General features: G+C 71.6%; 21 protein-coding genes, 1 pseudogene and 1 riboswitch. Of the genes and pseudogenes, 8 read left to right on the top strand and 14 right to left on the bottom strand.

The window, feature by feature from the left end; genetic code table 11:
• Nucleotides 1-17: 17 nt before the first annotated feature.
• Together FH715_RS06485 and FH715_RS06480 are read right to left on the bottom strand one after the other, a co-directional pair.
• Entirely contained in the window at nt 18-1,502 is a 1,485-nt protein-coding gene (locus FH715_RS06485; RefSeq protein WP_139641624.1) for a sensor histidine kinase, read from the bottom strand.
• Nucleotides 1,503-1,802: 300 nt separating this feature from the next.
• Nucleotides 1,803-2,438 carry a TetR/AcrR family transcriptional regulator gene (locus tag FH715_RS06480; RefSeq protein WP_139641622.1) on the bottom strand — a complete coding sequence of 212 codons (636 nt, stop codon included), beginning with the start codon at nt 2,436-2,438 and terminating at the stop codon, nt 1,803-1,805.
• 117 nt (nt 2,439-2,555) lie between these two features.
• Here FH715_RS06480 and FH715_RS06475 point away from each other — a divergent pair, with 117 nt between their 5' ends.
• The gene (locus FH715_RS06475; protein ID WP_139641620.1) at nt 2,556-3,311 is read left to right on the top strand and encodes an SDR family oxidoreductase; all 756 of its coding nucleotides are present in this window, start codon (nt 2,556-2,558) and stop codon (nt 3,309-3,311) included.
• Between the two features lie 20 nt (nt 3,312-3,331).
• Here FH715_RS06475 and FH715_RS06470 read toward each other — a convergent pair whose 3' ends face one another.
• From FH715_RS06470 to FH715_RS06450, 5 genes are all read right to left on the bottom strand, one after another.
• Nucleotides 3,332-4,384: an SIS domain-containing protein gene (locus tag FH715_RS06470; protein WP_139641619.1), complete on the bottom strand. Its 1,053-nt coding sequence runs from the start codon at nt 4,382-4,384 to the stop codon at nt 3,332-3,334.
• Nucleotides 4,385-4,489: 105 nt separating this feature from the next.
• Nucleotides 4,490-6,031 carry a glycoside hydrolase family 3 protein gene (locus tag FH715_RS06465; protein WP_139641617.1) on the bottom strand — a complete coding sequence of 514 codons (1,542 nt, stop codon included), beginning with the start codon at nt 6,029-6,031 and terminating at the stop codon, nt 4,490-4,492.
• A gap of 6 nt (nt 6,032-6,037) precedes the next feature.
• Nucleotides 6,038-6,850: a carbohydrate ABC transporter permease gene (locus tag FH715_RS06460; protein ID WP_139641615.1), complete on the bottom strand. Its 813-nt coding sequence runs from the start codon at nt 6,848-6,850 to the stop codon at nt 6,038-6,040.
• Nucleotides 6,847-7,830 (bottom strand): carbohydrate ABC transporter permease, encoded by a 984-nt coding sequence (locus FH715_RS06455; RefSeq protein ID WP_139641613.1) that lies wholly within the window; start codon nt 7,828-7,830, stop codon nt 6,847-6,849. Before FH715_RS06455 ends, FH715_RS06460 begins: the two co-directional genes overlap by 4 nt.
• A gap of 73 nt (nt 7,831-7,903) precedes the next feature.
• Nucleotides 7,904-9,163 carry an extracellular solute-binding protein gene (locus tag FH715_RS06450; protein WP_139641611.1) on the bottom strand — a complete coding sequence of 420 codons (1,260 nt, stop codon included), beginning with the start codon at nt 9,161-9,163 and terminating at the stop codon, nt 7,904-7,906.
• Nucleotides 9,164-9,437: 274 nt separating this feature from the next.
• On the opposite strand from FH715_RS06450, the gene FH715_RS06445 reads away from it, so the two are divergent.
• The 6 genes from FH715_RS06445 (at nt 9,438) to FH715_RS06420 (ending at nt 18,180) form a co-directional block, all read left to right on the top strand.
• Entirely contained in the window at nt 9,438-10,199 is a 762-nt protein-coding gene (locus FH715_RS06445) for a GntR family transcriptional regulator (protein ID WP_139641609.1), read from the top strand.
• Nucleotides 10,200-10,434: 235 nt separating this feature from the next.
• Nucleotides 10,435-12,615, top strand: a complete 2,181-nt coding sequence (locus FH715_RS06440) for a carbon starvation CstA family protein (RefSeq protein ID WP_139641762.1) — start codon at nt 10,435-10,437, stop codon at nt 12,613-12,615.
• Nucleotides 12,612-12,818, top strand: a complete 207-nt coding sequence (locus FH715_RS06435) for a YbdD/YjiX family protein (protein WP_139641608.1) — start codon at nt 12,612-12,614, stop codon at nt 12,816-12,818. Before FH715_RS06440 ends, FH715_RS06435 begins: the two co-directional genes overlap by 4 nt.
• Nucleotides 12,819-12,926: 108 nt before the next feature.
• On the top strand, nt 12,927-14,345 hold the full coding sequence (locus tag FH715_RS06430; RefSeq protein WP_139641606.1) for a DUF2079 domain-containing protein: 1,419 nt from the start codon (nt 12,927-12,929) through the stop codon (nt 14,343-14,345).
• Nucleotides 14,346-14,465: 120 nt separating this feature from the next.
• Nucleotides 14,466-14,631: riboswitch (cobalamin riboswitch) on the top strand.
• 115 nt (nt 14,632-14,746) lie between these two features.
• Entirely contained in the window at nt 14,747-17,134 is a 2,388-nt protein-coding gene (locus tag FH715_RS06425; RefSeq protein ID WP_139641605.1) for a ribonucleoside-diphosphate reductase subunit alpha, read from the top strand.
• Nucleotides 17,131-18,180, top strand: coding sequence for a ribonucleotide-diphosphate reductase subunit beta (locus tag FH715_RS06420; RefSeq protein ID WP_139641603.1), 1,050 nt, complete (start codon nt 17,131-17,133; stop codon nt 18,178-18,180). Before FH715_RS06425 ends, FH715_RS06420 begins: the two co-directional genes overlap by 4 nt.
• A 104-nt stretch (nt 18,181-18,284) precedes the next feature.
• On the opposite strand, the gene FH715_RS06415 is transcribed toward FH715_RS06420, so the two are convergent.
• The 6 genes from FH715_RS06415 to FH715_RS06390 all read right to left on the bottom strand — a co-directional run bounded on the left by FH715_RS06415 (nt 18,285) and on the right by FH715_RS06390 (nt 23,464).
• Complete coding sequence (locus tag FH715_RS06415; protein WP_139641601.1) at nt 18,285-19,019, bottom strand: D-Ala-D-Ala carboxypeptidase family metallohydrolase; 735 nt, start codon at nt 19,017-19,019, stop codon at nt 18,285-18,287.
• A 247-nt stretch (nt 19,020-19,266) separates the two neighbouring features.
• Complete coding sequence (gene def / locus FH715_RS06410) at nt 19,267-19,890, bottom strand: peptide deformylase (protein ID WP_139641598.1); 624 nt, start codon at nt 19,888-19,890, stop codon at nt 19,267-19,269.
• Between the two features lie 151 nt (nt 19,891-20,041).
• Complete coding sequence (locus tag FH715_RS06405) at nt 20,042-21,034, bottom strand: tetratricopeptide repeat protein (protein WP_139641596.1); 993 nt, start codon at nt 21,032-21,034, stop codon at nt 20,042-20,044.
• A gap of 196 nt (nt 21,035-21,230) precedes the next feature.
• Entirely contained in the window at nt 21,231-21,572 is a 342-nt protein-coding gene (gene rsrA / locus FH715_RS06400) for a mycothiol system anti-sigma-R factor (protein WP_139641594.1), read from the bottom strand.
• Nucleotides 21,569-22,399 (bottom strand): sigma-70 family RNA polymerase sigma factor, encoded by an 831-nt coding sequence (locus tag FH715_RS06395; protein WP_139641592.1) that lies wholly within the window; start codon nt 22,397-22,399, stop codon nt 21,569-21,571. Before FH715_RS06395 ends, rsrA begins: the two co-directional genes overlap by 4 nt.
• A 246-nt stretch (nt 22,400-22,645) precedes the next feature.
• Nucleotides 22,646-23,464 carry an SOS response-associated peptidase gene (locus tag FH715_RS06390; RefSeq protein WP_139641590.1) on the bottom strand — a complete coding sequence of 273 codons (819 nt, stop codon included), beginning with the start codon at nt 23,462-23,464 and terminating at the stop codon, nt 22,646-22,648.
• Between the two features lie 216 nt (nt 23,465-23,680).
• On the opposite strand from FH715_RS06390, the gene FH715_RS06385 reads away from it, so the two are divergent.
• Entirely contained in the window at nt 23,681-24,499 is an 819-nt protein-coding gene (locus FH715_RS06385; RefSeq protein WP_139641588.1) for an SCO2400 family protein, read from the top strand.
• A gap of 385 nt (nt 24,500-24,884) precedes the next feature.
• On the opposite strand, the pseudogene FH715_RS06380 reads toward FH715_RS06385, so the two are convergent.
• Nucleotides 24,885-26,843 (bottom strand): annotated as a pseudogene (locus FH715_RS06380) (glycoside hydrolase family 48 protein); the annotation flags it as partial.
• Nucleotides 26,844-26,980 lie beyond the last annotated feature (137 nt).

Here is a 26,980-nt window from a genome sequence, read left to right as displayed (position 1 = left end):
CGCCGGATCTTCACTCTTCAGCGCTTCTCCGGTCGCAGCGGCAGGTCCAGGATCACGCGGGTGCCGCCGCCCTCGGCCGGCAGCATGTCGAAGCGACCGCCCAACTCCCCCTCGGCCAGGGTTCGCACGATCTGAAGCCCGAGATTGCCCCCGCCGCGCGGGTCGAACCCCTCCGGCAGGCCCCGGCCGTCGTCCTCGACGGTGACCAGCAGTCGACTCGGCCCCCGCGGCACGTCGGTGCGGGAGGCCAGCACGTCGATGGCGCCCCGCTCCCCCGGGCCGAAGCCGTGCTCCAGCGCGTTCTGCAACACCTCGGTGAGCACCATGGACAGCGGCGTGGCCGTCTCCGCGTCCAGAATGCCGAAACGCCCGTTGCGACGGCCCACCACCCGTCCGTCCGGGGAGAGTTCGGCGACCATCGCGATCACCCGGTCGGCGATCTCGTCGAACTCCACGCGTTCGTCGAGGTTCTGTGAAAGCGTCTCGTGCACGATGGCGATCGAGCCGACCCGGCGCACCGCCTCCTCCAGCGCGGCCCGCGCGTTGGAGTCCCCGGCCGCGCCGATGCGCCGCGCCTGGAGGCGCAGCAGGGCGGCGACGGTCTGAAGGTTGTTCTTCACCCGGTGGTGAATCTCCCGGATGGTCGCGTCCTTGGTGATGAGTTCGCGTTCCCTGCGGCGCAATTCGGTCACGTCGCGCAGAAGTATCAACGAACCGATCCGTTCGCCTTTCGGCTTGAGCGGAATGGCGCGCAGTTGGATCACACAGTCGGCGCCTTCGATCTCGGTCTCCCGGGGCGCCCAGCCGCTGGCCAGCTTCACCAGGGACTCGTCGACCGGGCCCCTGGTCGGGGCCAGGTCGGCGGTGGTCGGGCCCAGCGGCAGCCCCACCAGGTCGGCCGCGAGGCCCAGCCGGTGGTACGCGGAGAGGGCGTTGGGGCTGGCGTACTGGACCGTGCCCTCGGCGTCCAGCCGGATGAACCCGTCGCCGACCCGGGGCGCCCGGTCCATCCCGACCTGCTGCCCGGGGAAGGGGAACGCGCCGCCGGCGATCATCTGCGCCAGGTCGGACGCGCTCTGGAGATAGGTGAGTTCGAGCCGGCTGGGGGTGCGCACGGTCAGCAGGTTGGTGTTCCTGGCGATCACCCCGAGCACCCGGCCCTCCCTGCGGACCGGGATCGACTCCACCCGCACCGGCACCTCCTCGCGCCACTCCGGGTCGCCCTCGCGCACGATGCGCCCCTCGTCCAGCGCCACGTCCAGCAGGGGGCGCCGGCCCCTGGGGACCAGGTGGCCGACCATGTCGTCCTGGTAGGAGGTGGGGCCGGTGTTGGGGCGCATCTGGGCGACGGAGACGTAGCGGGTGCCGTCCTCGGTCGGCAGCCACAGGACCAGGTCGGCGAAGGACAGGTCGGAGAGCAGCTGCCACTCGGAGACCAGGAGATGCAGCCACTCCAGGTCCCCGGTCCCCAGGTCGGTGTGCTGGCGTACGAGATCGTTCATGGAGGGCACACCTGGAGCTTACCGGCGTACGCCTTGAGACGGTTCGGATGCGCCTTGTGATCAACTTGTGACGGGGAACGACGAAAACGGGCGGGAAGTCCGTTCAGAGCATGGACACATGGACGCCGCGCGGTCCAGAATGAGGGAACCTCGAACTTCTGCCCTCCCCGCACAGGAGGGCAGAGCGGGGCCCGGCGCTCTCTGCCCTGACGGCGTCCCGGGCCCAAGTCGCTCCGGGCTGCGGTGCCAAGAGGGTTGAGGGTCCTTCTTCGGTGCCGCGGCCCGTGGGTGTCCCGGGGATCACCGCGCCGGCCGCTCCGGCTCCCCGTCCCGCCGCTCCGCCGGCCACGCGCGCATCGCCAGCTCGGCCACCGACCGCAGCTCCTCGGCGCCGGCGCCGTCCCGCGCCTGCTGGCTCATCCCCTGCATCACCGCCGCCGAGTAGCGGGCCAGCGCGTCGGCGTCCACGTCCTCGGGCAGCACGCCGGCGGCCACGTCCACCCTGATCCGGGAGCCGAAAGCGCGGGCGTTCCTCTCCCGCACGGCGCGCAGCTTCTCCGCGACCTCGCGAGCGGAGTCCTGGTAGTTGGTGGCGGCGGAGATGACCAGACAGCCGGCGGGGCGGCCGGGCACGGCGTACTCGTCCGCGGCCCGCCGCAGCACCCGCTCCACGGCGCGGCGGGCCGTGGGCTCCTCCGCCATGGCCTGGCCGACGAAGGAGCCGTAGACCTCGACGTAGTGCGCCACGACCTCCTCGAAGAGGGTCTGCTTGTCCCCGAACGCCGCGTAGAGGCTGGGGGCTCCGATGCCCATGGCGGCGGTGAGGTCGGAGATCGACGTGGCCCCGTAGCCGTGCCGCCAGAAGACATGGGTGGCCCGCTCCAGCGCGGTGTCGCGGTCAAAGGAGCGGGGGCGTCCACGCGATCGGGTGACCATGCCTCCCATTCTATAGCGCCCCCTCCAGAAATGCTGCTACGGTTCTTTCTGTAGCGCTCGCTAGATATTTCTGGCGAGCGGCAGCGACAGAGGGATTCCAGGGGAGAGGTGTGTCTGATGAGCACGCTGACAGGCAAGACGGCGCTGGTCACGGGCGGCAGCCGGGGCATCGGGCGGGGCATCGCCGAGCGGCTGGGGCGGGACGGGGCGCGTGTCGCGGTCCACTACGCGGAGCGGGAGGCGGCGGCCAAGGAGACGGTCGCGGCGATCGAGACGGCGGGCGGCAGCGCGTTTCCGCTGCGGGCCCGGCTCGGGGAGCCAGGAGACGCCGAGGCGCTCTGGGCGGCCTTCGACCAGGAGGCCGACGGCCTGGACATCCTGGTGAACAACGCGGGCATCGCCGGCACGGCCGGGATCGCCGGCACCGACGCCGAGGAGTTCGAGCGGCTCCAGGCGGTCAATGTCCGGGCGCCGTTCTTCGTCATCCAGCGGGGGCTCTCCCGGCTGCGGGACGGGGGTCGGATCGTCAATCTCTCCTCGGGGGCCGCCCAGCGCCCGGGGATGATGCCCGAGCTGGTCGCCTACTCGATGACCAAGGCCGCGATCGAGGCCCTGACGGGCGCCCTGGCCAAGGAGCTGGGCCCGCGCGGGATCACGGTCAACGCGGTCTCCCCCGGCCTCGTCGACACGGAGATGAACGCGCGGCTCGCCCTGGACGACCCGTCGAGCCGAGCGGAGTTCGCGAAGCTGTCGCCGCTCGGCGAGGTGGGGAGCCCGGCCCACATAGCGGATGTGGTGGCGTTTCTCGCCTCGGCGGACTCCCGCTGGGTGACCGGCCAGTCGATCGACGCCACCGGGGGGTCGCTGCTCTGACTCCCCCGGGGCCGACCGGGTCAGTGGGTCTCGGTGACCTTGGCCAGGGCGCGGGGGGCGTCGGGGTCCTGGCCCCTGGCCCGGGTGACCTCGTAGGCGAGGAGCTGGAGCGGGATGATCTCCAGGATCGGCTGAAGCTCCTCGGCGAGGTCGTCGGTCGGCAGCGCGAAGCCTGCCGAGGCCCCGGTGAGCGCCTTCTCCGGACCGACCACCATCAGGTCGGCACCCCGGTCGGTGAGCCGCTCCAACACCGGGCGCAGGGCCTCTCCGGCCCGGCCGTCGGGGACGACCGCGATCACCGGGAAGATGTTGTCCACCATCGCCAGCGGGCCGTGGAGCAGGTCGGCGCCCGAGTAGGCCAGGGCCGGCACATAGCTGGTCTCCATCAGCTTCAGCGCGGCCTCCCTCGCCGTGGGGTAGCCGTAGCCGCGGGAGGTGAGGACCATGCGCTCGGCGAAGCGGTAACGGGCGGCCAGCGCACGCACCTCGTCCTGGCGGGCCAGGACCCGCTCGGCCAGCTCGGGCAGCCGGGCGGCGGCCAGGGTGCCGTCACCGCCGCCGAGGGCGGTGACGAAGAGATGGAGCGCCAGCACCTCGGCGGTGTAGGTCTTGGTGGCGGGGAGCGCCTTCTCCGGCCCGGCGAGCACGTCGATGGCGTATTCGCTGGCCGCGGCCAGCGGGGAGTCCGGGTTGTTGGTCACGGCCAGGGTGATCGCCCCGGCCTCGCGGGCGGCGGTGGTGGAGGCGACCAGGTCGGGCGAGCCGCCGGACTGGCTGACGGCGATCACCAGCACGTCGCGCAGGTCCGGCTTGGCGCCGTAGGCGGTGGTGGTGGACATGGAGGTGAGACCGCAGGGCAGACCCCGTTCGATCTCAAGGAGGTACTTGGCGTAGAGCGCGGCGTTGTCGGAGGTGCCGCGTCCGGTGAGTTGGACGAAGCGCGGGCCGCGGGCCGCGATGGCGCGGGCCACCTCGGCGATGCGTGGTGCGCCGTCCGTCAGCAGACGGCGCAGCACGGCGGGTTGTTCGGTCATCTCGGCGAGCATCAGCCGGCCTGGCTCGGTCGCGGACATGGTGTTCTCCCAGCCGGAGTGGTGCGGACGAAGGTTGCGGAGCGGGCAGGGCCCGGCGCCCCGCGCGGCCCGGGAGGGAGGCGCGGGGACCGGGCGGCGGAGTCCCTAGCCGGGTTGGTGGCCGGTCAGGATCTCGGCGGCGGCCTGGGCGCAGACGCGGGCGGCGCCATAGGTGGCCAGATGAGTCGCGCCGACGGGCGCCGCGTGGGGGACGCCCATCTCCACGACGATGGTGTCGGGGCGTGCGGCGACGAGTTCGGTGACCGTGTCGGCGATCCAGGTGTGCCGGTGGCGGTCCCTGACGACCGCGACCAGATGGCGCTCCCCCGCCGCCGCCAGCACCTCCTCGGCCAGCCCGGCCGAGCCGGCGCGCTGGGCGTCGGTGCCGGCGTGGGCGCTGACGGTGGTGCCGGGGAGCAGCCGGGTCAGTTCGGCGCCCGGGCCCCACGGGGTCTCCTCCCCGACGGCGATGTTGGCCGCCGGGCTGAGGGTGGCCACATGGGCCGGTTCGGTCAGCGGCCGGAACGGGCCGTCCTCGGCCCGGCTGATCCGCACCGCGCGGCGGGCAGCGGTCAGGCCGACGCCGCTGGCCTCGGGGACGGCGGCGTGCTCGCGCGCGGTGCCGGTCCAGCGGCCGAGGGCGCGGACGCGTTCGGCTGCCTGGTGGAGGCGTTCCTCGGGCAGTTGGCCCGAGCGGACGGCGTTGACCAGGGCGTCGCGCAGGCGCAGCACCTCCGCCTCGTCGGAGGGGGTGCCGCCGATGCACAGCGCGTCGGCGCCGGCCGCGACGGCCAGGACGCAGCCCTGTTCCAGGCCGTAGGTCCCCGCGACTGCCTGCATCTCGATGGCGTCGGTGTAGATCAGCCCGTCGAAGCCGAGGCCGCCGTCGGCGACCGGGGCGCGCAGCAGGTCGCCCAGCACGGCGGGGCTGAGGGTGCCGGGACGGTCGGGGTCGAGCGCCGGCACCAGGATGTGGGCGCTCATCACGCAGCGGGTGCCGGCGGCTATCGCCGCGCGGAAGGGCTCCAGTTCCCGCTCGTGCAGGGTGGTCAGGTCGATGTCGATGCGCGGCAGGGCGTGGTGCGAGTCGACGTTGGTGTTGCCGTGCCCGGGGAAGTGCTTGACGCAGGCGGCGACGCCGGCGGACTGGAGCCCCTCCACGTAGGCGACGGTGTGCCGGGCGACCAGTCCCGGCTCCTCGCCGAAGGAGCGGACACCGATGACGGGGTTCTCCGGGTCGGAGTTGATGTCGGCCGACGGCGCCCAGTTGACGTTCACCCCGCAGGCGGCGAGCCGGCGGCCGATCTCGGCCGCGACCTCGCGGGTCAGCTCCGGGTCGTCCACGCTGCCCAGCGCGTGGTTGCCGGGCACGGAGGAGCCGCCGTGCACGTCGAGGCGGGTGACGTCCCCGCCCTCCTCGTCGACGGCCACCAGCACGTCGGGACGCGCCTGGCGCAGGTGCGCGGTCAGTTCGGCGAGCTGCTCGGCGGAGACCACGTTCCTGCCGAAGAGCCCGACGCCGGTCATCCCGTTCTCCAGCTGGGCCAGCAGCCAGTCGGGGGCGCGGTGGGTCCCGGCGAAGGTGGGTTGCAGAACGGCCAGCGCGTCCCTGGTGAGGGTGTCGGACTCGGGTACCACGGTGGTCATGGAGCGTTATCCCTTCACGGCCCCGGCGGAGAGCCCGCCGGTGACCCGTCGCTGGAGAACAAGGAAGACGATCAGCACAGGGACGGTGAACATCGTGGAGGCGGCCATGGTGGCACCCCAGTCGTTGCCGAAGTTGGTCTGGAACTGGGTGAGCCAGAGCGGGAGGGTGGCGGCCTCGGGGGACTTGTTGAGCACCAGCACCATCGCGTACTCGTTCCACGCCGCGATGAAGCCGAAGAGCGAGGTGGCCATGAGGCCGGGGGCGAGCAGCGGGAAGATCACCCTCAGGAACGCCTGGGCCCGGTTGCAGCCGTCGATCATGGCCGACTCCTCCAGCTCCTTCGGCACGGCGGCGATGAAGCCGCGCAGCGTCCAGATGGTGAAGGGCAGCGCCATGACGAAGTAGATGAGCGTCAGGGTGACCAGGCTGTTGAGCATCTCGGCGTCCCTGGCGTTCAGGTAGACGACGATGATCAGGATCTCCCAGGGCGCCATCTGCGCCATCATCACCGCGATCACCATTCCCCGGCGGCCCCTGAACTCCATCCGGGCGATGGCGAAGCTGGCGGCCAGCGCGACCAGGAGGGCCAGCAGCACGGCCCCGACGGTGACCACGAAGCTGTTGGCGACATAGGTCCAGAAGAGGTCGACCCCGGTGGCCGTCGAGTAGTGGTCGAAGGTCGGCGTGAAGAAGAAGACCGGGTCCTTCGTGAGGACCTGGGAGTTGTCCTTGAGGGAGGTGCTGAGCATCCAGTAGACCGGGAAGATGAACAGCACGGACAGCACCAGGGCCGTGCCGTTGAGCCAGAGCTTCCTCATGAGTTCTCCTTCTCCTGCTTGAGGATCAGCCGGAAGTAGAAGGACATGGCGATCATCAGGATCACCAGCGTCAGCACCGAGATCGCGGCGGCCATGCCGTACTGGTTCTGCCCCATGCCCTCGACATAGGCCATGACGGGGAGCGTCTCGGACTGCCGGTCGGGTCCGCCGCCGTTCATCGCGTAGATCTGCGCGAACGCCTTGAAGACCCAGATGATCTCCAGAAACGTGGTGATCATGAAGAAGGGCCGCATGATCGGCAGCAGGATGGACCAGAAGATCCGCGTCGAGGAGGCGCCGTCCATCCGCGCGGCCTCCCAGATCTCGCCGCTGACGGTGGTCAGCCCGGCGTAGAGGTTGAGGGCGACGAACGGGACGGACGTCCAGACGATCAGCAGGGTGACGATGGTCAGCGTGGAGAAGCCGCTGCCGAACCAGTTGTGCTGGTCGTAGCCGGAGAAGCCGAGGGTGCGCATCAGCCAGTTGGCGACGCCGAACTGGGTGTCGAAGAGCCAGCGGAAGACCGTGGTGGTGGCGATGACCGGCATCGCCCAGGCCGCGACCAGCGAGATCGCCAGGACCAGGCGCATCTTCTTGCCGAGGGCGTTGAGCAGCAGCCCCAGCAACGTGCCGATGATCATGATCAGGACCACGTTGGCGGCCATGAAGAGGAAGGTGCGGACCAGCGAGTCCCAGAAACGTTCGTTCTGGAGGACCGCCTTGTAGTTGTCCAGGCCGGTCCACTCGGTGGTGCGCGAGATCAGTTGCTTGCGGCCGAACTCCTGGAGGGAGATCAGCACGTTCCTGAAGAGCGCGTAGCCGAGGACCGCGAGGATGGCGGTCACCGCGGGCGCGAGCAGCAGGTAGGGCACCAGGCCCGAGGGCACTCTCCGGCGTGGGGGGCGGCGGTTCTCCCCCGGGCCCCGGGTGCCCTCGACCGGGGGTGGTGGTGCCGGTGCTTCCTCGATGTGCACGGTCATGCGTGTCTTCCCTCGGGTGGCGAACAAGGGCGAGGGGTGCCGTCGACGGGCGACGGCACCCCCTGGGGTGGGCTTACTCGCGGTTGATGCGGTCGGTGATCTCGGAGTCGGCCTCGCCGGCGGCGGCCTGGTAGTCCTCGCCGTTGAGCGCCTTGGTCATGAGCTCCTTGATCGGGTTGGGGTCGGTCTCGACGTTGGCCCATCCGGTGGTCAGCGGCGGCAGGTAGCCGACGTCGGCGGAGGCGACCATGGCCTCGGCGAAGCTGCCCTCCTCGGGCGTCGCGGTGACGTCGGTGCGGTTGGGCACCACGCCGCCGCCGTTGGCGTCGACGAACTTCTGCGCCCACTCCTGGGAGGTGGCCATGGCCAGCCACTCGTTGGCCATCTCGGAGTTCCCGGCGCGGCCGGAGACGGCGAGGTTGGAGCCGCCGAGGAAGACGTGGCCCAGCTGGTCGGGGGTCTCGCCGGGGATCGGGAAGTAGCCGAAGTCGGCCTCGCCGCCCTGCTCCTCGATGGCGGCGACGGCGCCGGCGGCCTCCCAGCCGAGGCCGATCCAGGAGGCGACCTCGCCGTTGGGCACGATGTCGACGGACTGCTGGGGCTCGGCCTCGTCGATCTCGGCGGGGGCGGTGGAGAACTCCTGGAGCTCGCCGTAGAACTCCATGCCGGCCTGCGCCTCGGGGGTGGCCAGCGCGCCGGCCCAGCCGTCGCCGTCCTCGACGGCGAAGCTGCCGCCCTCGTCGGCGACGAATCCGCCCATCACGTAGTAGCTCTGTCCTGGCAGGTAAATCGGTTCCGCATCGCTGTTCTCCCGGAGGGTCTCCAGCGCGGTGATCCACTCCTCGCGCGTGGTGGGCACCTCGGCGCCGGCCTCCTCCCAGATGCCCTTGTCATAGATCACCACGCGGTTGGCCCCGTACCACGGTGCCGCGTAGAGCGTGTCGTCCACCTCGGCGGACTCCAGCATCGCCTCGTTCCACGGCTCCCCCGCCAGGTCGCCCAGCTCGGCGAGGCCGCCGGTGTTGGCGTAGCCGACCGTCTGGGTGTTGCCGATCTCCAGCACGTCGACGGTGCCGTCCTCGGAGAGCGCGGTCGTGACCCGGTCCTGGATGCCGTCCCACTGCTGGATCTCGACGTTGACGGTGATGCCGTGCTCCGCCTCGAAGGCGGCGTTCAGCTCGTCGACCCACTCCTCGGGGGCCGAGCCGTCCATGAGCCAGACGGTGATGGCGTCAGAGCTGCCGCCACCTCCGCCGTCGTCGCCGGAACCGCAGGCGGCGACCGTGGCCGCCATGGTGGCCACGCCGATAGCAGCGATCAGCTTGCGCTTCACGTCACCCTCCTTCTCAGTGCCGGAACCCGTCCACATGGTGGTGGCGCGGGACGGCCGTCGCGATAGTGGTGTAGACAAGAGGTTTAGACCAGTTGACCGGAGCCTGGACCAGACCAGGAAGGGTGTCAAGGGCCGACGACTCCCCGGGCGGGTCCGTTACCGGACCGACATCTGCCCTGGGGCGGCGACCGGGACCGGCCCGTGCCACGATGTCAGCCGCGATCTTTCGGAGGAGCCGGTGACGGCAGAAAACAACGCGTCGGAGGGGTGGGACATGGCCGGTGAAACGGGTGCGGCGGACGCCGCCGACCGGGTTCGGACGGCACGCGTCCCGAAGTACTACCGCCTCAAGCGTCATCTTCAGCAGATGACGGAGACCATGCCACCCGGCACTCCGGTGCCGCCGGAACGTTCACTGGCGAGCGAGTTCGACACCTCCAGGACCACCGTGCGCCAGGCGTTGCAGGAGCTGGTGGTGGAGGGCCGCCTGGAACGCATCCAGGGCAAGGGCACCTTCGTCGCCAAGCCCAAGGTCTCGCAGACCCTGCAACTCACCTCCTACACCGAGGATATGCGCGCGCAGGGTCTGGAGCCCACCTCCCAGCTGCTGGAGATCGGCTACATCAACGCGGACGAGCGGCTGAGCCGCCTGTTGGGCCTTCCCGAGGGCGGGCGTGTCCTGCGGATCGAACGGCTGCGGCTCGCCAGCGGCGAGCCGATGGCCATAGAGACCACCCATCTCTCGCAGGAGCGCTTCCCCGCGCTGCGTCGCAGCCTGGTGCGCTACACCTCGCTGTACACCGCGCTCGCCGAGGTCTACGACGTCCATCTGGCGCACGCCGAGGAGACCATCGAGACCTCGCTGGCCAACCCGCGCGAGGCCGGGCTGCTCGGCACGGACGTCGGACTGCCGATGCTGATGCTCTCGCGCCACTCCCGGGACACCGGCGGTGAGCCGGTCGAGTGGGTGCGCTCCGTCTACCGGGGGGACCGCTACAAGTTCGTCGCCAACCTGGAGCGTCCGACGCCCTCCTGAGCCCCGCCCCGAGCCCCGCACACGCGCCGCGCGCGCTTGAAGTCACACCGGGCGGCGCACACCCCATGGTCAACGGGGCTCGCGTGGCCTAGATTCCCACGTCAGTCAGGCAGAACCGGCCGGTAGACGCGGGAGAGACCACGTGCAACTCCTCAGGCAGGCGGCGCGCCAGGCGCGACCACGTTCGATCGTCATCTGGAGCGTCGTCTCCGTCGTCGCCGCGATCGGCTGGGCCATGCTGGCCCTCGCCCGCGGGGAGGACGTCTCCGCGGCGTGGATGGTGGCCGCGGCGCTCGGCTCGTACGCGATCGGGTACCGCTTCTACTCCCGCTTCATCCTCCGCCGGGTGCTGCGGGCCGACCACAGCAGGGCCACTCCCGCCGAGCGGCTGGAGGACGGTCTGGACTACCAGCCGACCGACCGGCGGGTGCTGCTCGGCCACCACTTCGCCGGCATCTCCGGCGCGGGGCCGCTGGTGGGTCCCGTGCTGGCGGCGCAGATGGGCTATCTGCCGGGAACGATCTGGATCATCGTCGGCGTGATCTTCGCCGGCGCCGTCCAGGACATGGTGGTGCTCTTCTTCTCCACCCGCAGGGACGGCAAGAGCCTCGGCCAGATCGCCCGCGAGGAGATCGGCCCGGTGGGCGGCGTCGCCGGCGTGGTCGCGATCTTCAGCATCATGATCATCCTGCTGGCGGTGCTGGCGCTGGTCGTGGTGCAGGCGCTCGCCGAGTCGCCCTGGGGCACGTTCTCGGTCGGCATGACGATCCCGCTCGCCCTCTTCATGGGCGTCTACCTGCGCTATCTGCGCCCCGGGCGGGTCTCCGAGGTCACCATCGTCGGCGTCTCCCTGCTGCTGTTCGTCATCGTCGCCGGCCGCTGGGTGGCCAACTCGGGGATGGCCGACACGTTCACCCTCTCGCCGCGCACCCTGGTCGTGTGGCTGGTGATCTACGGCTTCGCCGCCTCGGTGCTGCCGGTGTGGCTGCTGCTGGTGCCGCGCGACTACCTGTCGACGTTCATGAAGATCGGCACCATCGGGCTGCTGGCGCTGGCGCTGGTCTTCACGCTGCCCACGCTCCAGATGGAGGCGGTCACCGACTTCGCGAGCAACGGTGAGGGACCGGTCTTCGCCGGCTCGCTCTTCCCGTTCGTCTTCATCACGATCGCCTGCGGCGCGCTCTCCGGGTTCCACGCGCTGATCTCCTCGGGCACCACGCCCAAGATGATCCAGAAGGAGACCCAGGTCCGCAGCATCGGCTACGGCGCGATGCTGATGGAGTCCTCGGTCGCGGTGATGGCGATCACCGCCGCCTGTGTGCTGGACCCGGGGGTCTACTTCGCGATGAACGCGCCCCCGGCGGTGATCGGGGACACCGTGCAGGCTGCGTCGGAGACGATCACGTCCTGGGGCTTCGTGGTCACACCCGAACAACTGAACGCCGCGGCCGAGTCCGTGGAGGAGGGTTCGCTGCTCTCCCGGACGGGCGGGGCGCCCACGTTGGCGCTCGGGCTGGCCTCGATCTTCTCGGACATCCTCGGCGGCGAGGCCATGATGAGCTTCTGGTACCACTTCGCCATCATGTTCGAGGCGCTCTTCATTCTGACCGCCATCGACGCCGGCACCCGGGTCGGCCGCTTCATCCTCCAGGACGCCCTGGCGAGCACCCACCCGCGGATGAGCCGCTTCCGCTCCACCGGCTGGCTGCCCGGCATCCTGCTGACCAGCGCGGCGGTGGTGGGCCTGTGGGGCTGGCTGCTGTGGGTCGGCGTCAACGACCCGCTGGGCGGCATCAACACGCTCTATCCGATCTTCGGCATCTCCAACCAGCTGCTGGGCGCGCTGGCGCTGGGGCTCTGCACGGTGCTGCTGATCAAGTCCGGGCGGCTGAAGTACGCCTGGGTGACCGCCGTGCCGATGGCGTGGGTGGCCGTCGTGACGCTCACGGCCAGCTGGCAGAAGGTCTTCTCCGGCGACCCGGCCGTCGGTTTCCTCGCCCGCCGCGACCAGTACCAGGAGGGCATCGACTCCGGCCAGCTGCTGCCCGGCGCCTCCGACATGGGCGAGATGCGGACCATCGTCAACAACGCGACGCTGGACGCCTTCCTCGCCGGCACGCTGGCGCTACTGGTGGTGGTCGTCTTCATCGACGCCTTCCGGGTCGCGCTGAAGGCGATCAGCTCCCCCGAGACGGTGCGGCTGCACGAGGCGCCCTACGTGAGGTCCCGGCTGGTCGCGCCGGCCGAACTCATCGCCACCAGGGAGGAGAAGGCCGAGCTGGTGCGCGCCGGCCTCGGCCCGGGCGGCGGCTTCCCCGAGGAGCGCGCCGAGGAGGCGCCCGGCGACGCGGATGCCCACGGGAACGGGAACGGCGCGGGCGCGAGGGACGCGGACGCGGAGGGGGACGGCCGATGAGCGTGCTGGCCGTACCGCGCCGGGCGCTGTCCTGGGTGCGCTGGTATGTCACCGAGCTGACCGGCGAGAACGCCTACGCGCGCTACCGGGAACGCGTCGCGCGCGAGGACCCGGACGCGAAGGTGCTCAGCCGCCGCGAGTTCGAGAAGTGGCGCACCGACCGAAAGTACGCGGACCCCACCGCGCACCACGGCTGCTGCTGATCCGCCCCGGCCCCCGGACCCGCCCCGGTCCGGGGGCCGCCGCACGCCGGGGGCCCGCACTGTCCTAGCGTTCGTCCTGACGGGGAACGGGAGGGCGAGGGAACGGGCATGGCGACCATCGAGCGGCAGCGGGTGGAGCCGGTCCGCGCTGAGCGGCCGGCGCGCACCGCGCGGGACCCCTACGTGTTGGCCGGCGTGCTCTTCGCGATGTACACGGTGCTCTCCGTCGGCCGCTACCGCGATCTGCGGACCCGCTCCTGGGACCTCGGGATATTCGAGCAGGCCGTCCGCTCCTACTCCGAGCTGCGGCGGCCGGTGGCCGACCTCAAGGGCGCCGACTTCCTCATCCTGGGCGACCACTTCAGCCCGGTGACCGCGCTGCTCGCCCCGTTCTACCGGGTCTTTCCCTCCCCCGTGACGCTGCTGGTGGCGCAGGCCGCGCTCTTCGCGCTGGCGGCGGTGCCGGTGACCAGGGTCGGCATCCGGCTGCTCGGCCGGGTGCGCGGGCTGACCGTCGGCGTGGTCTTCGGGCTCTCCTGGGGCGTGCAGCGGGCCGTGGACTTCGACTTCCACGAGATCTGCTTCGCGGTGCCGCTGATCGCGTTCTCGCTGGAGGCGCTGCTGCGTGAACGGTGGCGGGCCGCGCTGCTGTACGCGCTGCCGCTGGTGCTGGTGAAGGAGGACCTGGGGCTCACCACGGCAGCGATCGCGCTGGTGGTCGCGTGGCGGGCGCGTGGGCGGGCGCCCCGGGTGGCGCGCGCCGCGTGCGGGGTGGCGGTGCTCGGCGCGGCGCTGTGCGCGCTGACGCTGGGGGTGCTGATCCCGTCGTTCAACACCGGGGGCGGCTACGACTACTGGACCAAGCTCAGCGAGGAGGGCGGCGGGGGCGGCCCGTGGGCGGCGCTGTGGGCCGGCGCCGACACCAAGGCGGAGACGCTGCTGTGGCTGCTGCTGCCGACCAGCGGGCTGCTGGCACTGCGCTCCCCGCTGCTGCTGGTGGCGCTGCCGACGCTGGGCTGGCGTTTCGTCTCGCACGAGACGCACTACTGGGGCACGGACTTCCACTACAGCGCGGTCCTGATGCCCGTGCTGGCCCTGGCGTTGGTCGACGCGCTGGCCTCGGTCGGGGGCACGTCGGCGCGTTGGCTGCGGGACTACGCGCGCTTTCTGCCGGCGGGGCTGCTGGGGGCGACGCTGGCGCTGCTGCCGTCGCTGCCGGCCGCGCAGCTGACCGACGCGGCGACCTGGCGGCCGGGCCCGGTGGCCGAGGAGGGCGACCGGGTGCTCCGGGCGGTGCCGGACGGCGCCGAGGTGGCGGCCAACGTCCGGCCGGTCGCGCGACTCACCGGCCGCTGCCGGGTGTTCTGGATCGGCGACCGCGACATCGCGGCGCCCGAGTACCTGGCGTACCACGACCCCGGCGGGACGCGCGAGGGCATGGTGCGCCGGGCCGCGCAGCTCTACCCGGACGCCCGGTACACCGTGCTCGCCGACGGCGCCGGCTACTTCGTGCTCCAGCGGGAGTAACCCCGCTCCGGCGTGTCGCCCGCGCGGCCCGTCGCAACCGCACACACGGCCCGGCGCCCGGGCGGCGTGGAGCCGCCCGGGCGTTCGCAGGGAACTCACCGTTGCAACGAGACAGACAACACAACATATGGGGCTGCCCGTTGAACGCGGCACAAGATGTATGCTCGACCTCGCTGTCACGCAGGGGAATCCGGTGCGAGTCCGGAACTGTCCCGCAACGGTGTGTCATGGCGCGCTTTGCGCTGTCCTGACGAGTCCGAGTACCTGCCGACGGCTGATCACGTCCAAGCCCCGTGGGCTGGGCCGAGGGACGCGGTGCGGTTGAGCCATGCCTGGCACAGCCATGTCCGCACGTCGCTCGTCCCTCCCGCGGAGCCAACCGATCCGAGGGAGAGCACCGAGTGACCATCGCACCCGCCGCCCCCGCAGAGCCGGCCTCAGCGGCACTGACCCGCACCCTGGCCGACCTCACCGCCGACCTTCCCGCCACCGACCCCGCGCGGGTCGACGCGGCCGTCGCGCGGGGCCGGCATCCCGGCTCCGACGCGGCCGAGTCGCGGGAGTTGGCCATCGAGGCCGCGGCGGGGTTGATCGCCGAGGAGCCCTCCTACTCCCGGCTGGCCGCTCGGCTGCTCACCCTCGCGATCCGCGAGGAGGCCGCCGGTCAGGGCGCGGTGACCTTCGCCGACTCGGTGGCGGTCGGCCACCGGGAGGGGCTGATCGGGGACACCACCGCGGCGTTCGTGCGCACCCACGCCGAGGAGTTGAACGCGCTGCTGGCCCGCACCGTGGCCGAGGGCGCCGACGACCGGTTCGGCTACTTCGGGCTGCGCACCGTCCAGTCGCGCTATCTGCTGCGCCACCCGCTGCACCGCAAGGTGATCGAGACCCCGCAGCACTTCCTGCTGCGCGTCGCCTGCGGCCTGGCCCCCGACGACTCGGCGGACGCGCTGGCGCAGGTCGCCGAGTTGTACCGGCTGACCAGCTCGCTGGCGTATCTGCCGTCCTCGCCGACGCTCTTCAACTCGGGCACCAAGCACCCGCAGATGTCCTCCTGCTATCTGCTGGACTCCCCCGCCGACGAGCTGGACTCGATCTACGAGCGCTACCACCAGGTCGCCCGGCTCTCCAAGCACGCCGGCGGCATCGGTCTCTCCTACACCCGGGTGCGGGCCCGCGGTTCGCTGATCCGCGGCACCAACGGCGCCTCCAACGGGATCGTCCCGTTCCTGCGCACGCTGGACTCCTCGGTCGCCGCGGTCAACCAGGGCGGCCGGCGCAAGGGCGCGGCCTGCGTCTATCTGGAGACGTGGCACGCGGACATCGAGGAGTTCCTCGAACTGCGCGACAACACGGGCGAGGAGGCCAGGCGCACCCACAACCTGAACCTGGCGCACTGGATCCCCGACGAGTTCATGCGGCGGGTCGACGCGGACGCCGACTGGTCGCTGTTCTCCCCGGTGGACGTGCCGGAGCTGACCGACCTGTGGGGCGAGGAGTTCGACGCCGCCTACCGCGCGGCCGAGGCCAGGGGCCTGGCGCAGCGTCAGGTGCCGGCGCGGCAGCTGTACGCGCGGATGATGCGCACCCTGGCGCAGACCGGCAACGGCTGGATGACGTTCAAGGACGCCGCCAACCGCACCGCCAACCAGACCGCCAGGCCGGGCAACGTGGTGCACAGCTCCAACCTGTGCACCGAGATCCTGGAGGTCACCGACGACGACCAGACCGCCGTCTGCAACCTGGGCAGCGTCAACCTGGCCGCGCACCTCGGCGACGACGGCGGGATGGACTGGGAGCGGCTGGACGCCACCGTGCGGACCGCGGTGCTCTTCCTGGACCGCGTGGTGGACATCAACTTCTACCCGACCGAGCAGGCGGAGAACTCCAACTCCCGCTGGCGGCCGGTGGGTCTGGGCGTGATGGGCCTCCAGGACGTCTTCTTCCGGCTGGGGATGCCGTTCGACTCGCCGGCCGCCCGCGAGCTGTCCACGCGGATCGCTGAGCGGATCATGCTCGCCGCTTACGAGACCTCGGCGGAGCTGGCCGAGCGGCACGGCCCGCACCCGGCGTGGGAGGACACCCGCACGGCCCGCGGCGTGCTGCACCCGGACCACTACGCCGACGCGCACGCCGGCTGGCCGGAACGCTGGGAGGCGCTGCGCGAGCGGATCGGTCGCGTGGGGATGCGCAACTCGCTGCTGCTGGCGATCGCGCCGACCGCGACGATCGCCTCGATCGCCGGCGTCTACGAGTGCGTCGAGCCGCAGGTCTCCAACCTGTTCAAGCGCGAGACGCTCAGCGGTGAGTTCCTCCAGGTCAACACCTACCTGGTCGCCGAGTTGAAGCGGCTCGGCCGCTGGGACGAGGCGACGCGGCAGGCGCTGCGCGCCGGCAACGGCTCGGTCGCCGAGGTGCCGGGGCTGCCCGAGACGGTGCGGGAGCTGTACCGCACGGCGTGGGAGATCCCGCAGCGTTCGCTGATCGACATGGCGGCCGACCGCACCCCGTATCTGGACCAGAGCCAGTCGTTGAACCTCTTCATGGCCTCGCCGACCATCGGCAAGCTCAGCTCGATGTACGCCTACGCGTGGAAGCGCGGCCTGAAGACCACCTACTACCTGCGGTCGCGGCCGGCGACCCGGATCGCGCAGTCCGCGCGTTCCGCCGCCACGACGGCTCCCCTGCCCACCCCGGTCGCCGTCGCCGGCGACGACCCGCTTCCCGTCCCCGAGCAGGCCGTCGCCTGCTCCCTGGAGAACCCCGAGTCCTGCGAGGCGTGCCAGTGAGTGTCCCCACCCAGAACCCCGAACAGCCGAACGCGGGCGCCGGCCGGAAGAACCTGCTGGACCCCGGCTTCGAGCTGACGCTGCGCCCGATGCGCTACCCGGACTTCTACGAGCGCTACCGGGACGCCATCAAGAACACCTGGACGGTGGAGGAGGTCGACCTCCACTCGGACGTGACGGACCTGGCCAAGCTCTCGGCGGGGGAACAGCACCTGATCGGGCGGCTGGTGGCGTTCTTCGCGACCGGTGACTCGATCGTCGCCAACAACCTGGTGCTCACCCTCTACAAGCACATCAACTCCCCGGAGGCGCGGCTGTACCTGTCGCGGCAGCTCTTCGAGGAGGCCGTGCACGTCCAGTTCTATCTGACGCTGCTGGACACCTATCTGCCCGACCCGGACGAGCGGGCGGCGGCGTTCGCCGCGGTGGAGAACATCCCGTCGATCCGGGAGAAGGCGGAGTTCTGCTTCCGCTGGATCGACTCGGTGGACGACCTGACGCGGCTGGAGAGCAAGGCGGACCGGCGGCGTTTCCTGCTCAACCTGATCTGCTTCGCGGCCTGCATCGAGGGGCTGTTCTTCTACGGCGCCTTCGCCTACGTCTACTGGTTCCGCTCGCGCGGCCTGCTGCACGGGCTGGCCACCGGCACCAACTGGGTGTTCCGGGACGAGAGCATGCACATGGAGTTCGCGTTCTCCGTGGTGGACACCGTGCGCCAGGAGGAGCCGGACCTCTTCGACGAGGAGCTGGGCGAGCAGGTCACGGCGATGCTGCGCGAGGCGGTCGACGCCGAGTTGCAGTTCGCGCGTGACCTGTGCGGCGACGGGCTGGCCGGGATGAACACCGAGTCGATGCGCGAGTACCTGGAGTGCGTGGCCGACCAGCGGCTGGCGCGGCTGGGGCTCAAGCCGATCTACGGCTCGCGGAACCCGTTCTCCTTCATGGAGTTGCAGGACGTCCAGGAGCTGACCAACTTCTTCGAGCGGCGCCCCTCGGCCTACCAGGTCGCCGTGGAGGGCAACGTCTCCTTCGACGACGACTTCTGAGACCCCCGCTTGTCGTACCGGCCGTGCGGTCGGCGTGCTCTCACGCCGGCCGCACGGCCGTTTCGTCGCTCAGTCCGCCGGGGCCCCTCGGGGCGCGGCGTGGCTCAGATGCCGCAGCTGGGAGCGGACCAGAAGCGGCCACTCTGGGTGCCGAGGTGGGCGTGGTCGTTGTGACCGGGGTAGCCGGGGCCCAGGATCTCGTTGAAGCCGTGGTAGCGCGCCTGCTGCACGATCTGGCAGAAGGTCGGCGAGCCGACCAGGTCGATGCCACGACCGTAGAGGTGGTTGCTGTTGGAGGCGCCGCCGGCCGAGTTGTTGCACGCGTAGGAACGGAAGCCGCTGCTGGTGGTCAGCGGGCGGTCGCCGAGCGCGTGGCGCAGGGCCTCCAGCTTCCACATCGCCTGGAGCGCGTTGTTCCTGGCCGCGCTGGCGCTGACCGCGCCGCCTGACCAGTCGGAGTTGCACCGGTTCATCTCACCCCAGGTGAAGTGGATGGGGGTGCAGTCGTTGTCCTGCAACGAGTAGATCTTGCTGAAGGTCTGGTCGCCGGCGATGCCGTCGGCGCCCAGGCCGTAGGCCTGCTGGAAGCGGGTGACGGCGGCGGCCGTGGCCGGGCCGTACTCGCCGTCGATGGCCAGGACGGAGCCGTAGCCCGGGTATCCGGCGACGCGGATCTGGAGCTGCCGGACGTCCTCGCCGCTGCTGCCCTGGCTGAGGGTGCGGTTCCAGGTGTAGCAGCCGTCGGCCTGCGCCGTTCCGGCCGTCGCCACGGTACCGACCAGCGCTGCTGATGCGATCATGACAACGGCGAGGACGGTTCTCACCATGCGTCTGAACATGCTGCCTCCGAGAAGGAAGTGTGGAGAGACGCAACGAGAGTGCCCCAGCGGTCAACGCGCGTCAACTCCCTCCGGGGCGCCGATGATTGAACGCCCATCGACGCCCCGGAAGCGGAAGGAACGGTACCGCCCGAAGCTCCCCGTTCGGCCCCGTTCGCCCCCGCCCCGTCCTCGCTCCGTCCTCGCTCCGTCCTCGCCGCCCCCGCTACGCGCGCCGCTCCGCTACGCGCGCCGCGCGGGGCGTGGCTCAGCTCTCGTTGGGCACGGTCTCGTAGCGGGGAGTGCCCTCGGCCATCTGCTTCAGGGCGTTCTTGCGCTCCCGCTTGGAGAGCCGGTCCAGATACAGCCGGCCGTAGAGGTGGTCCGTCTCGTGCTGGAGGCAACGGGCGAAGTACCCCGTGCCGCGCACCAGGACGGGCTTGCCGCTGGTGTCCTGGCCGCGCACCACCGCGTAGTCGGGCCTGGCAAGCTCGGCGTAGGCGGTCGGCACCGAGAGGCAGCCCTCGTTGTTGTCGTCCAACACCCGGCGGTCGGCGGGGAGTTCTTCCAGGACGGGGTTGCAGACCACGCCGACGTGGCGCACGCCCTCGTCGTCCTCGCAGTCGTAGACGAAGACCTTGAGGTCAACCCCCACCTGGTTGGCGGCCAACCCGACGCCCGAAGCGGCGCGCTGGCTGGCGAACATGTCGTCGACCAGCGCGGCCAGACCCTCGTCGAACTCGGTGACATCGGCGCACTCGCGGTGCAGCACCGGGTTCCCCACCACGGTGATGGGCCGGACCGTCCCGCGCTCCCGGTGCGCCCGCTCCCGCTCATCGGCGTCCTGGGTGTCGTCGATGAACTCGCGCTCGTCGGTCTCTTGCTCCGCCATGGTCCGCCGTTCGCCTCTCGGTGTCTCGCCAGCGGGGCCCTCCCCGCACTGCCGGGACAAGCTTACGGCGCCACGGGACGGGGCGGCGCCGCTCCCCGGGACGGGGCGGGACCGCCCCGACGGCGTCCCGACGGCGTCCCAACGGGCTTGCTCAGCAGACCTCTTCGAGGTCCCGCCAGGCCCGCGCCTCCGGCCGGTCGCCGACCCAGCCGTCGAGCAGCCCGCGCACCAGCCCGCTGGGCGCGGCGATCCCGCACTCGCGCTCGGGCGACCACAGGGCGCCCGTGCCGGTGTGGCCGAGCGGGCCCGGGCGGCCGGGAACGCTGTGGTCGTGCGGATCGTGCTGGGCCATGCCGTCGCCCTCCTCGCTCGGCATCCGGCTCTCCGAGCACGACCGGCACAGCAGCCGGACCGACGACGACCAGTCCTCGGCCGCGTATCCGGCTTCGGCCGCCAGCCGCTCCAGAGCGTCCCTGTCGTCCTCGGTGGCCGCCTCGATCAGCACCACCCAGGTCGGCACGGCGGAGGGCGCCCACAGCTCGATCTCGTCGAAGACGGGGAAGACGGCCGAGCCGCCGCCCACCGCCGTGGTCCGCTCGCCGCGCGGCACGCCGTCGTGCAGCACCACCTCGCCCCAGCGGCGGCCGGAGGACGGCAGCGGGATGTTCCGCACCTCGACCCTGGCCGGGTCGAGGCGGCGGCCCCAGACCACCTCGGCCTCGCCCTCGGGCGAGAGGCGCACGGCGGCGCCGCCCAGCTCCATCCCGCGCGGCTCGTCGGCGACGGAGGACCCGGCCGGCACCGGCAGCCCGTACGCCTGCCAGGCGCGGCGGGCCAGCGGCCAGTCCTGGAGCGCGGTCGCGGCGATGCCCACGTTCCACCAGTCAGGAGCGCCCGCGTCCCGCTCCAGCAGGGCGACGGCGCGCAGCCCGGCGGAGCGCGCCTGCTCCCAGTCGTGGCGGAACTTGTGGAGCAGCGCGAGGTTGAACCAGGACTCCGACAGCCACGGCTCCATGTCGGCGGCGCGCGTCAGCAGCGCGTCCGCGTCCTCGTAGCGGCCGTCGTCGATGAGGGTGAAAGCCCGGTTGGTGGCCAGTCGCCAGTCCGTGGACGGACGCTGCCGCACCCTGCCGAAGATCCTCACGGTGTCCCGCCTGATTCCCGCCTCGTAGCCTGCACTTCACAGTTCTCCTGTCCGTCCCGCACCGCATCCAACCATGGGGCGAGCGCCGCCTGCTCACAGCATGGGTCAGCGAGCGGTCTCGCGCGAGACGGCGGAGGGGGGCGAAAGTCCAGCGGGGTGACCGGGCGGGTGGTCTCCTGAGGGCTCGGGGGCCCGGCTATGCCTCCTGGCGGTCCTGGGCCTCCTGGCGGCTCTGGGCCTCCCGGCAGTCCGGCTCCCCGGCCGGCCCCGCCGCGCGGCTCTCGTCCTCCCTGATGGCGTCGATCCGCTCCAGCACCTTGGCACGGAGGTCGGAGGGCACGTCGTCATGGCCACAGCAGCGTTTCACCAACTGCTTGACCGCCTGCTCCAGCCCGTACTTCTCCAGGCACGGAGAGCACTCGTCGATGTGCTCGCGCATCTTGTCGCTGTCCCCGTCGGGCATCTCGTGGTCGAGATACTCGTAGAGGTGGTCGAGCACCTCCGAGCAGTCCGAGGGACGCGGCTCCTCGCCGGTCATGACTCCGAACCCTTCTGCGCCCCGGCGGGAACCAGGCCGCGCTCCCGCGCGTAGTCCTGGAGCATGTCGCGCAGCTGTCGCCGGCCACGGTGCAGCCGGGACATCACCGTGCCGATGGGGGTACCCATGATGTCGGCGATCTCCTTGTACGCAAAGCCCTCGACGTCCGCGAGATAGACCGCGATCCGGAACTCCTCGGGGATCGCCTGGAGGGCCTGCTTCACGTCCGAGTCCGGCAGGTGGTCGAGGGCCTGGGACTCGGCGGAGCGCAGTCCGGTCGACATGTGCGACTCGGCCCTGGCCAGCTGCCAGTCCTCGATGTCCTCGGCCGCGCTGCGCTGTGGCTCGCGCTGCTTCTTGCGGTAGGAGTTGATGAAGGTGTTCGTGAGGATGCGGTACATCCATGCCTTGAGGTTGGTACCCCGGCGGAACTGGTGGAACGAGCCGTACGCCTTGGCGTAGGTCTCCTGGACGAGATCCTCGGCGTCGGCCGGGTTGCGCGTCATGCGCAGGGCCGCCGAGTACATCTGGTCCAGGTAGCCGAGGGCGTCGCGCTCGAACCGCGCGTTGCGCTCGGCCTCGGTCTCCTCGGCTCCCTCTGTCTCCCGGGACACGCCGTCTTCGGTGCCGGTGACCTGACCCACCTCCCTCGTGTAGGCGCCGAGCCCGAAAGCGGGCTCGCCCGACTGGGAGGATAGACGACGAACCGGTCCGTCCGCCGATGCGGAGCCCCCTTCCGCGGCGAGCCGCAGCGTCGCCCAGTCGACCTCGCTGGCGCGCGGGGTGCGCTGCTCGGCGGGACGTGACGGGCAGGCGATGGAACCCATCTGGCGGTCTCCCTCTCTCGCCCTCGGGCGAGGCTCGGGTGTGGTCGGTCCCGCTCGTCAACGCCGAACCCGCCCGGGGTATTCCGCCCACGCCGCGCGGGGTCCGTCTGCCCCTCTACCCCGTCTCCCGTGTCTCCCCCTCTCCCCCGACTCCCGTGCCGGTGCCGTGCCGGTGCCGTGCCGCGTCCGTCGCACCCCGGTGCCGTCCCGGCCGGAGGGGGCAGCCAGAGGGGCCAGCCAGAGGACTCAGAAGAGGGTGACCTCCTCGGGACCCGGCAGCTCGGCGACCAGCTCGGGGCCGTTGTTCCGCACGTTGCTCACGTCCGTGGAGACCGGGTAGGCGCGGAACGAGCCGGGCGGCGGCGGGGCCAGCAGCGGGCGTATCGCCTCGGGCTCCGTGGCGGCCGGGTCCAGCCAGGCGTCCCAGCGGTCCGGCGGCAGGGCCAGCGGCATCCTGGGGTGGATGTCGGCCAGGGTGCGCGGCCCCTCGTCCCCCTCGGCGCGGCCCGGCAGCGGGGCCCCCTCGGCCTCGGTGGTCACCACCGTGCAGGTCGCCCACCAGGCCGACGGGTGGTCGTCGGGCAGCGTGCCGTCCCGCCAGAACTCGTAGAGCCCGGCCAGCGCCATCACCGCCCCGTCCGCCGGGGTGACGAAGTACGGCTGCTTGCGCGACCGCTTGCGCTTCCCCTTCTCCTCTTCCGCGCGCTCCGCGTCACCGGTGACCCACTCGTAGTAGCCGTCCGCCGGGAGCAGGCAGCGGCGGGCGGCGAAGGGGCGGCGGTAGGAGGGCTTCTCGTGAACGGTCTCGGCCCTGGCGTTGATCATCCGGGCGCCGCCCTCGGGGGACTTGGACCAGGAGGGGACCAGCCCCCAGCGCAGCTTCCGCAGCTGGCGGACCGGCTCGGGGCCACGCTCGCGCACCGGGCGCTCCAGGACGGCGTACACCTCCTTGGTGGGCGCCACGTTCCAGTCCGCCGGGAGGGGCTGACCCGGGTCCACCAGCCCCACGTCGAAGAGGCCGGCCAGATCCTCGGGCCGTCGGCTCGCCGCATACCGTCCACACATGGCGCCCAAGGGTAGCGGCGGGCTCTGACAACCGGGATCCGAGCGCCGGGAGCGGCCTCGGCAGGACGGGCGCCCCGGCCAAACGACGCGAAGAGGAGGAGGAGTTGACGGCTGATGGGGCTCCCGTGGCCGTTTCGTCGCCGTCCCGTGGACGCGCTCCCGCGACGCTAGGGTGTGCGAAACCCCCACTGGTCCATCGCAACGGAACGGGGAGCCATGGACTACTGCGAGACGTGCCGCCGCCACATCAACGGCGCGCTGATCTGCCCCGGCTGCGGGGAGTTGGCCGCGTGGCCCGGCAGGGCGGGCGAGGCGGGCGCCGACCGCGCCGCCGCCGGCGAGCCCGCCGCCGCCCCGCCGGCCGCCGGCGGGCGCCGGGAGCGGCGCGAACGCGCGCGGGCCGGCGACGGCGGGACCGCCGCGCTCCCCGCCGCCGCCGAGGAGGAGCCCGGGGGCGCGTCGGAGGAGCGCCCGCGCCGGCGCGCGAGCCACGCGGCCAGCGGCCCGGGGCGCCGCCGCTATCTGATAGCCGGCGTGCTGGGGCTGCTGGTGCTGGGCGTGGCCGTGGCGGAGGTCGGCGAGGTGGTGATGCCGGCCAGCGAGTCGGAGGAGGAGGTGGCGGAGGCCAGGGACTCGCCCTCGGCCGCCGAGTCGGAGACGGCGGCGGACGACGACGCGGCGGACCCGGCGGCCGACGGCCCCACCGGCGACGGCACGGAGGACGCCACCGCGGACCCCGCGACCGCGGACGCCTCCGAGAGCGAGGACGAGGAAGGGGAGCGGACCCCGTCCGAGGAGCCCGAGGAGGAGCGGGAAGCCGAGTCGGAGCCGGCCCCCACCGAGCACGGGGGGACCGTCGAGCCGACCGACCCCGCCGACGGACCCGAGGAGCCGGGGCCGGACGACCCGGGTGAGGGCGGCGCCCCGTCCCCACCGGACCCCGACCCGACCACGCCCCCGGACGACGGCGGCGGCGAGGACCCGGGCGAGGACGAGGGGGACGACGACTCCTGCGTCCTGTGGTGGTGCTGGTGACGCCGGCCCGCCGATAGCGCCTGACACACGGGGAAGCCTGAACGGGAAGGGGGCGCGCGCCAGTTGGCGCGCGCCCCCTTCCTCTGTGCACCCGCCCCCAGGGAGGCGCGGCGAACCCGAGGGCCCTGGTGCGCTCTCACCAGGGCCCTCGGTGGTGCGTGGGGCCGGCGGGGAGCGGGGCACGCACGCGCGTCCCGTTCCCCACCGGCTACAGCTCCGTGAGAGAGGCTACGCCGCTCGGAGCCGGTTCATGCATCGTCCCGTCACTTACCGGCTCCGTTCGGCGACTTGCCGCGTCCGGACCGGGACGTAACCGGCTGTTCCGGATGGTTGGCACCGGTCCGCCACACCTCGTCGCGGACCGCCGCGCCTCATCGCGGACTCGTCACGCCTCCTCGCCGAAGAGGTTGGTGTAGGTGGCCAGCGCGATCGCGATGTCCGCCTGCGCCCAGAAGCGGTGGTAGGTGAACGTCGGCGCCTCGCCACCGTTCAGGTACTCCTCCACCTGCGGCCAGTCCGGGTCGTCCTGGTAGAAGGAGCGCAGCGACTCGAAGGTCGCGCCCGGCTCGATCACGTCGCCGTTGGGCATCGTGCCACTGAAGCCGGACGGGATGTAGACCTCGTCGCCGAAGCGGCTGAAGTCCTCGCGGGACTCCTCGGTGGCCACCCCGATGTCGTCGGAGTTGGCCAGCAGCGCGTCCAACAACCCGGCCGCCGTCTCCTGGGCCGCCGTGTCGCCGCTCGCCGCCGCGTAGTAGGTCAGCGCGTTCGCCAACGAACCGGCCACGCCCACGTCCTGGGAGTGTCCGACGACCTCGACGTGCAGGCCGGCGTTGTCGCCCGGGCTGGCCGGGTCCCAGGTGTCCGGCTGGCCGGACCAGGAGAGCGTCGCCGGGATCGCGAAGTCGGCGCCGTCGCCCACGGTCACCTCGGGCAGCACCCAGGCGACCCACTTGTCCAGCACCTCGCCGGCCAGTTCGTCGCCCGACTCGTAGTAGTACTCGGCCAGGCGCTGCATGGACCACGCCTGCATCCCGAACCACTCGTTGGACGGCGGGTCGTGGTAGACCGGGTCCTCGTCGTACCACATGCCGTAGAACGTGGAGGTGTCGGCCGGGGGATCGCCGTAGGCGCCGTCCCAGCTGTTGTTGGCGCCACCGGCGATGCCGCCCTCGGCGGACTGGAGCCAGCGGTAGAACTCGACCATCCGGTCCAGGCTCGCTCCCCAGTCCTCGCCCGCCGTCGGCGAGTCGGGGACCAGCGCGTCGTCCGAGGAGAGCGCGTAGGCGGCGAGCGGGTTCTGGTAGCCGAAGTGGTTGAAGCTGGAGCCGATCCGCCAGGACCAGCCGGCGGACGTGTCGAGCGCGCCGCCCCAGGCGAAGTACCAGGACATCAGGTACTGCGAGCTGTCCTTGCCGCTGCCGGCCGGGCACTCGTTCGGACCGACGCAGTCACCGACCTGCTTGAAGTACTTGTCGTACATCGAGTACCGCAGATAGTCGCCCAGTTGGGCCGCCTTCTCCACGGTCTCGGCGACCTGCGCCTGGTTGCCCTGTTCGGAGGCCCACTGGTTGGCCCAGTAGGCCGCCTGCACGGCGCGGGCGTCGGCGTCCGGGGCGTTGGTGTACCGCCACTGCTGGGCGTACGCCGCGTCGTCGGTGAACAGGTCGAGGTAGCCGTTCTCGCCACCGAAGCTGAAGTCGTCGCAGGAGGGGTGGGGAACGGTCTCCCACACCGACTCCTGCGGACCGCGCTGGAAGGTGTTGATGAACGACGGGCCGTCGGCGTTGCCGCCGCACGGGTCGCCCGGGGTGTTGCCGTAGCCGTAGACGTTGTCCACGTCCTGGAGCCAGTGCATGGCGTAGATGTCGTCCGTGCCGTAGGAGGACGACAGCTCGTTCGCCAACGGGTCCTCGCCGACGGGGACGTTGGGGTCCAACGGCGCCGGGTAGTTCGAGGGGTCGTCGGACTCCGGCGCGTAGGTCGCCGGGGACGACGGGTCGTAGAAGCTGTTGGTCGGCTGATCCGCGGCGCCGGGGATCATGTACTCCTCCATCAGCGCCCAGGAGTCGTTGAACGGCTCCCAGTCGCCGGTGACCTGGCCGTACTGCGCCTCCAGCCAGATCAGATAGGAGTAGGCCTCGGACGTGGTCTCGTGACCGTGGTCCGGGGCCTCGATGATCAGCGTCTCGACCGCGTGGTACGGGATGCCCTCGGGCGAGAAGTACCCGCTGGCCGGGTCCTTGATCTTCTCGTACAACTCCAGGAACTGGTCCTCGTACTGCGCCACGCCGACGCCGTCCCCGGCGGCCGGCGTGCTGGCGTTGCCGTTGCCCGCGGCGGTCAGCCCGAGCGGCAGGGACAGGGCCACGGCACCCGCGACCCAGAGTCGGCGGCTCTTGTTGCGTGTTCTCGCTCTTGTTGAAGTCCCGATGGGAGATCCACGGTGGATTCGCATCGAACCTCCTCGCGGCTCGGAGG

The sequence above is a fragment of the Streptomyces sedi genome, assembly GCF_006335015.1.
In the GTDB taxonomy this organism is placed as follows: domain Bacteria; phylum Actinomycetota; class Actinomycetes; order Streptomycetales; family Streptomycetaceae; genus Streptomyces; species Streptomyces sedi.
Note: the sequence above shows the minus strand (reverse complement) of the source record. Positions and strands in the feature narration are given on the sequence as shown.

Excerpts from the sequence above, each read along its gene's own strand:
- FH715_RS06485 (WP_139641624.1), bottom strand. The coding sequence starts at position 1,502 with ATGAACGATCTCGTACGCCAGCACACCGACCTGGGGACCGGGGACCTG.
- FH715_RS06480 (WP_139641622.1), bottom strand. The coding sequence starts at position 2,438 with ATGGTCACCCGATCGCGTGGACGCCCCCGCTCCTTTGACCGCGACACC.
- FH715_RS06475 (WP_139641620.1), top strand. The coding sequence starts at position 2,556 with ATGAGCACGCTGACAGGCAAGACGGCGCTGGTCACGGGCGGCAGCCGG.
- FH715_RS06470 (WP_139641619.1), bottom strand. The coding sequence starts at position 4,384 with ATGTCCGCGACCGAGCCAGGCCGGCTGATGCTCGCCGAGATGACCGAA.
- FH715_RS06465 (WP_139641617.1), bottom strand. The coding sequence starts at position 6,031 with ATGACCACCGTGGTACCCGAGTCCGACACCCTCACCAGGGACGCGCTG.
- FH715_RS06460 (WP_139641615.1), bottom strand. The coding sequence starts at position 6,850 with ATGAGGAAGCTCTGGCTCAACGGCACGGCCCTGGTGCTGTCCGTGCTG.
- FH715_RS06455 (WP_139641613.1), bottom strand. The coding sequence starts at position 7,830 with ATGACCGTGCACATCGAGGAAGCACCGGCACCACCACCCCCGGTCGAG.
- FH715_RS06445 (WP_139641609.1), top strand. The coding sequence starts at position 9,438 with ATGGCCGGTGAAACGGGTGCGGCGGACGCCGCCGACCGGGTTCGGACG.
- FH715_RS06440 (WP_139641762.1), top strand. The coding sequence starts at position 10,435 with ATGCTGGCCCTCGCCCGCGGGGAGGACGTCTCCGCGGCGTGGATGGTG.
- FH715_RS06435 (WP_139641608.1), top strand. The coding sequence starts at position 12,612 with ATGAGCGTGCTGGCCGTACCGCGCCGGGCGCTGTCCTGGGTGCGCTGG.
- FH715_RS06430 (WP_139641606.1), top strand. The coding sequence starts at position 12,927 with ATGGCGACCATCGAGCGGCAGCGGGTGGAGCCGGTCCGCGCTGAGCGG.
- FH715_RS06415 (WP_139641601.1), bottom strand. The coding sequence starts at position 19,019 with ATGTTCAGACGCATGGTGAGAACCGTCCTCGCCGTTGTCATGATCGCA.
- def (WP_139641598.1), bottom strand. The coding sequence starts at position 19,890 with ATGGCGGAGCAAGAGACCGACGAGCGCGAGTTCATCGACGACACCCAG.
- rsrA (WP_139641594.1), bottom strand. The coding sequence starts at position 21,572 with ATGACCGGCGAGGAGCCGCGTCCCTCGGACTGCTCGGAGGTGCTCGAC.
- FH715_RS06395 (WP_139641592.1), bottom strand. The coding sequence starts at position 22,399 with ATGGGTTCCATCGCCTGCCCGTCACGTCCCGCCGAGCAGCGCACCCCG.
- FH715_RS06390 (WP_139641590.1), bottom strand. The coding sequence starts at position 23,464 with ATGTGTGGACGGTATGCGGCGAGCCGACGGCCCGAGGATCTGGCCGGC.
- FH715_RS06385 (WP_139641588.1), top strand. The coding sequence starts at position 23,681 with ATGGACTACTGCGAGACGTGCCGCCGCCACATCAACGGCGCGCTGATC.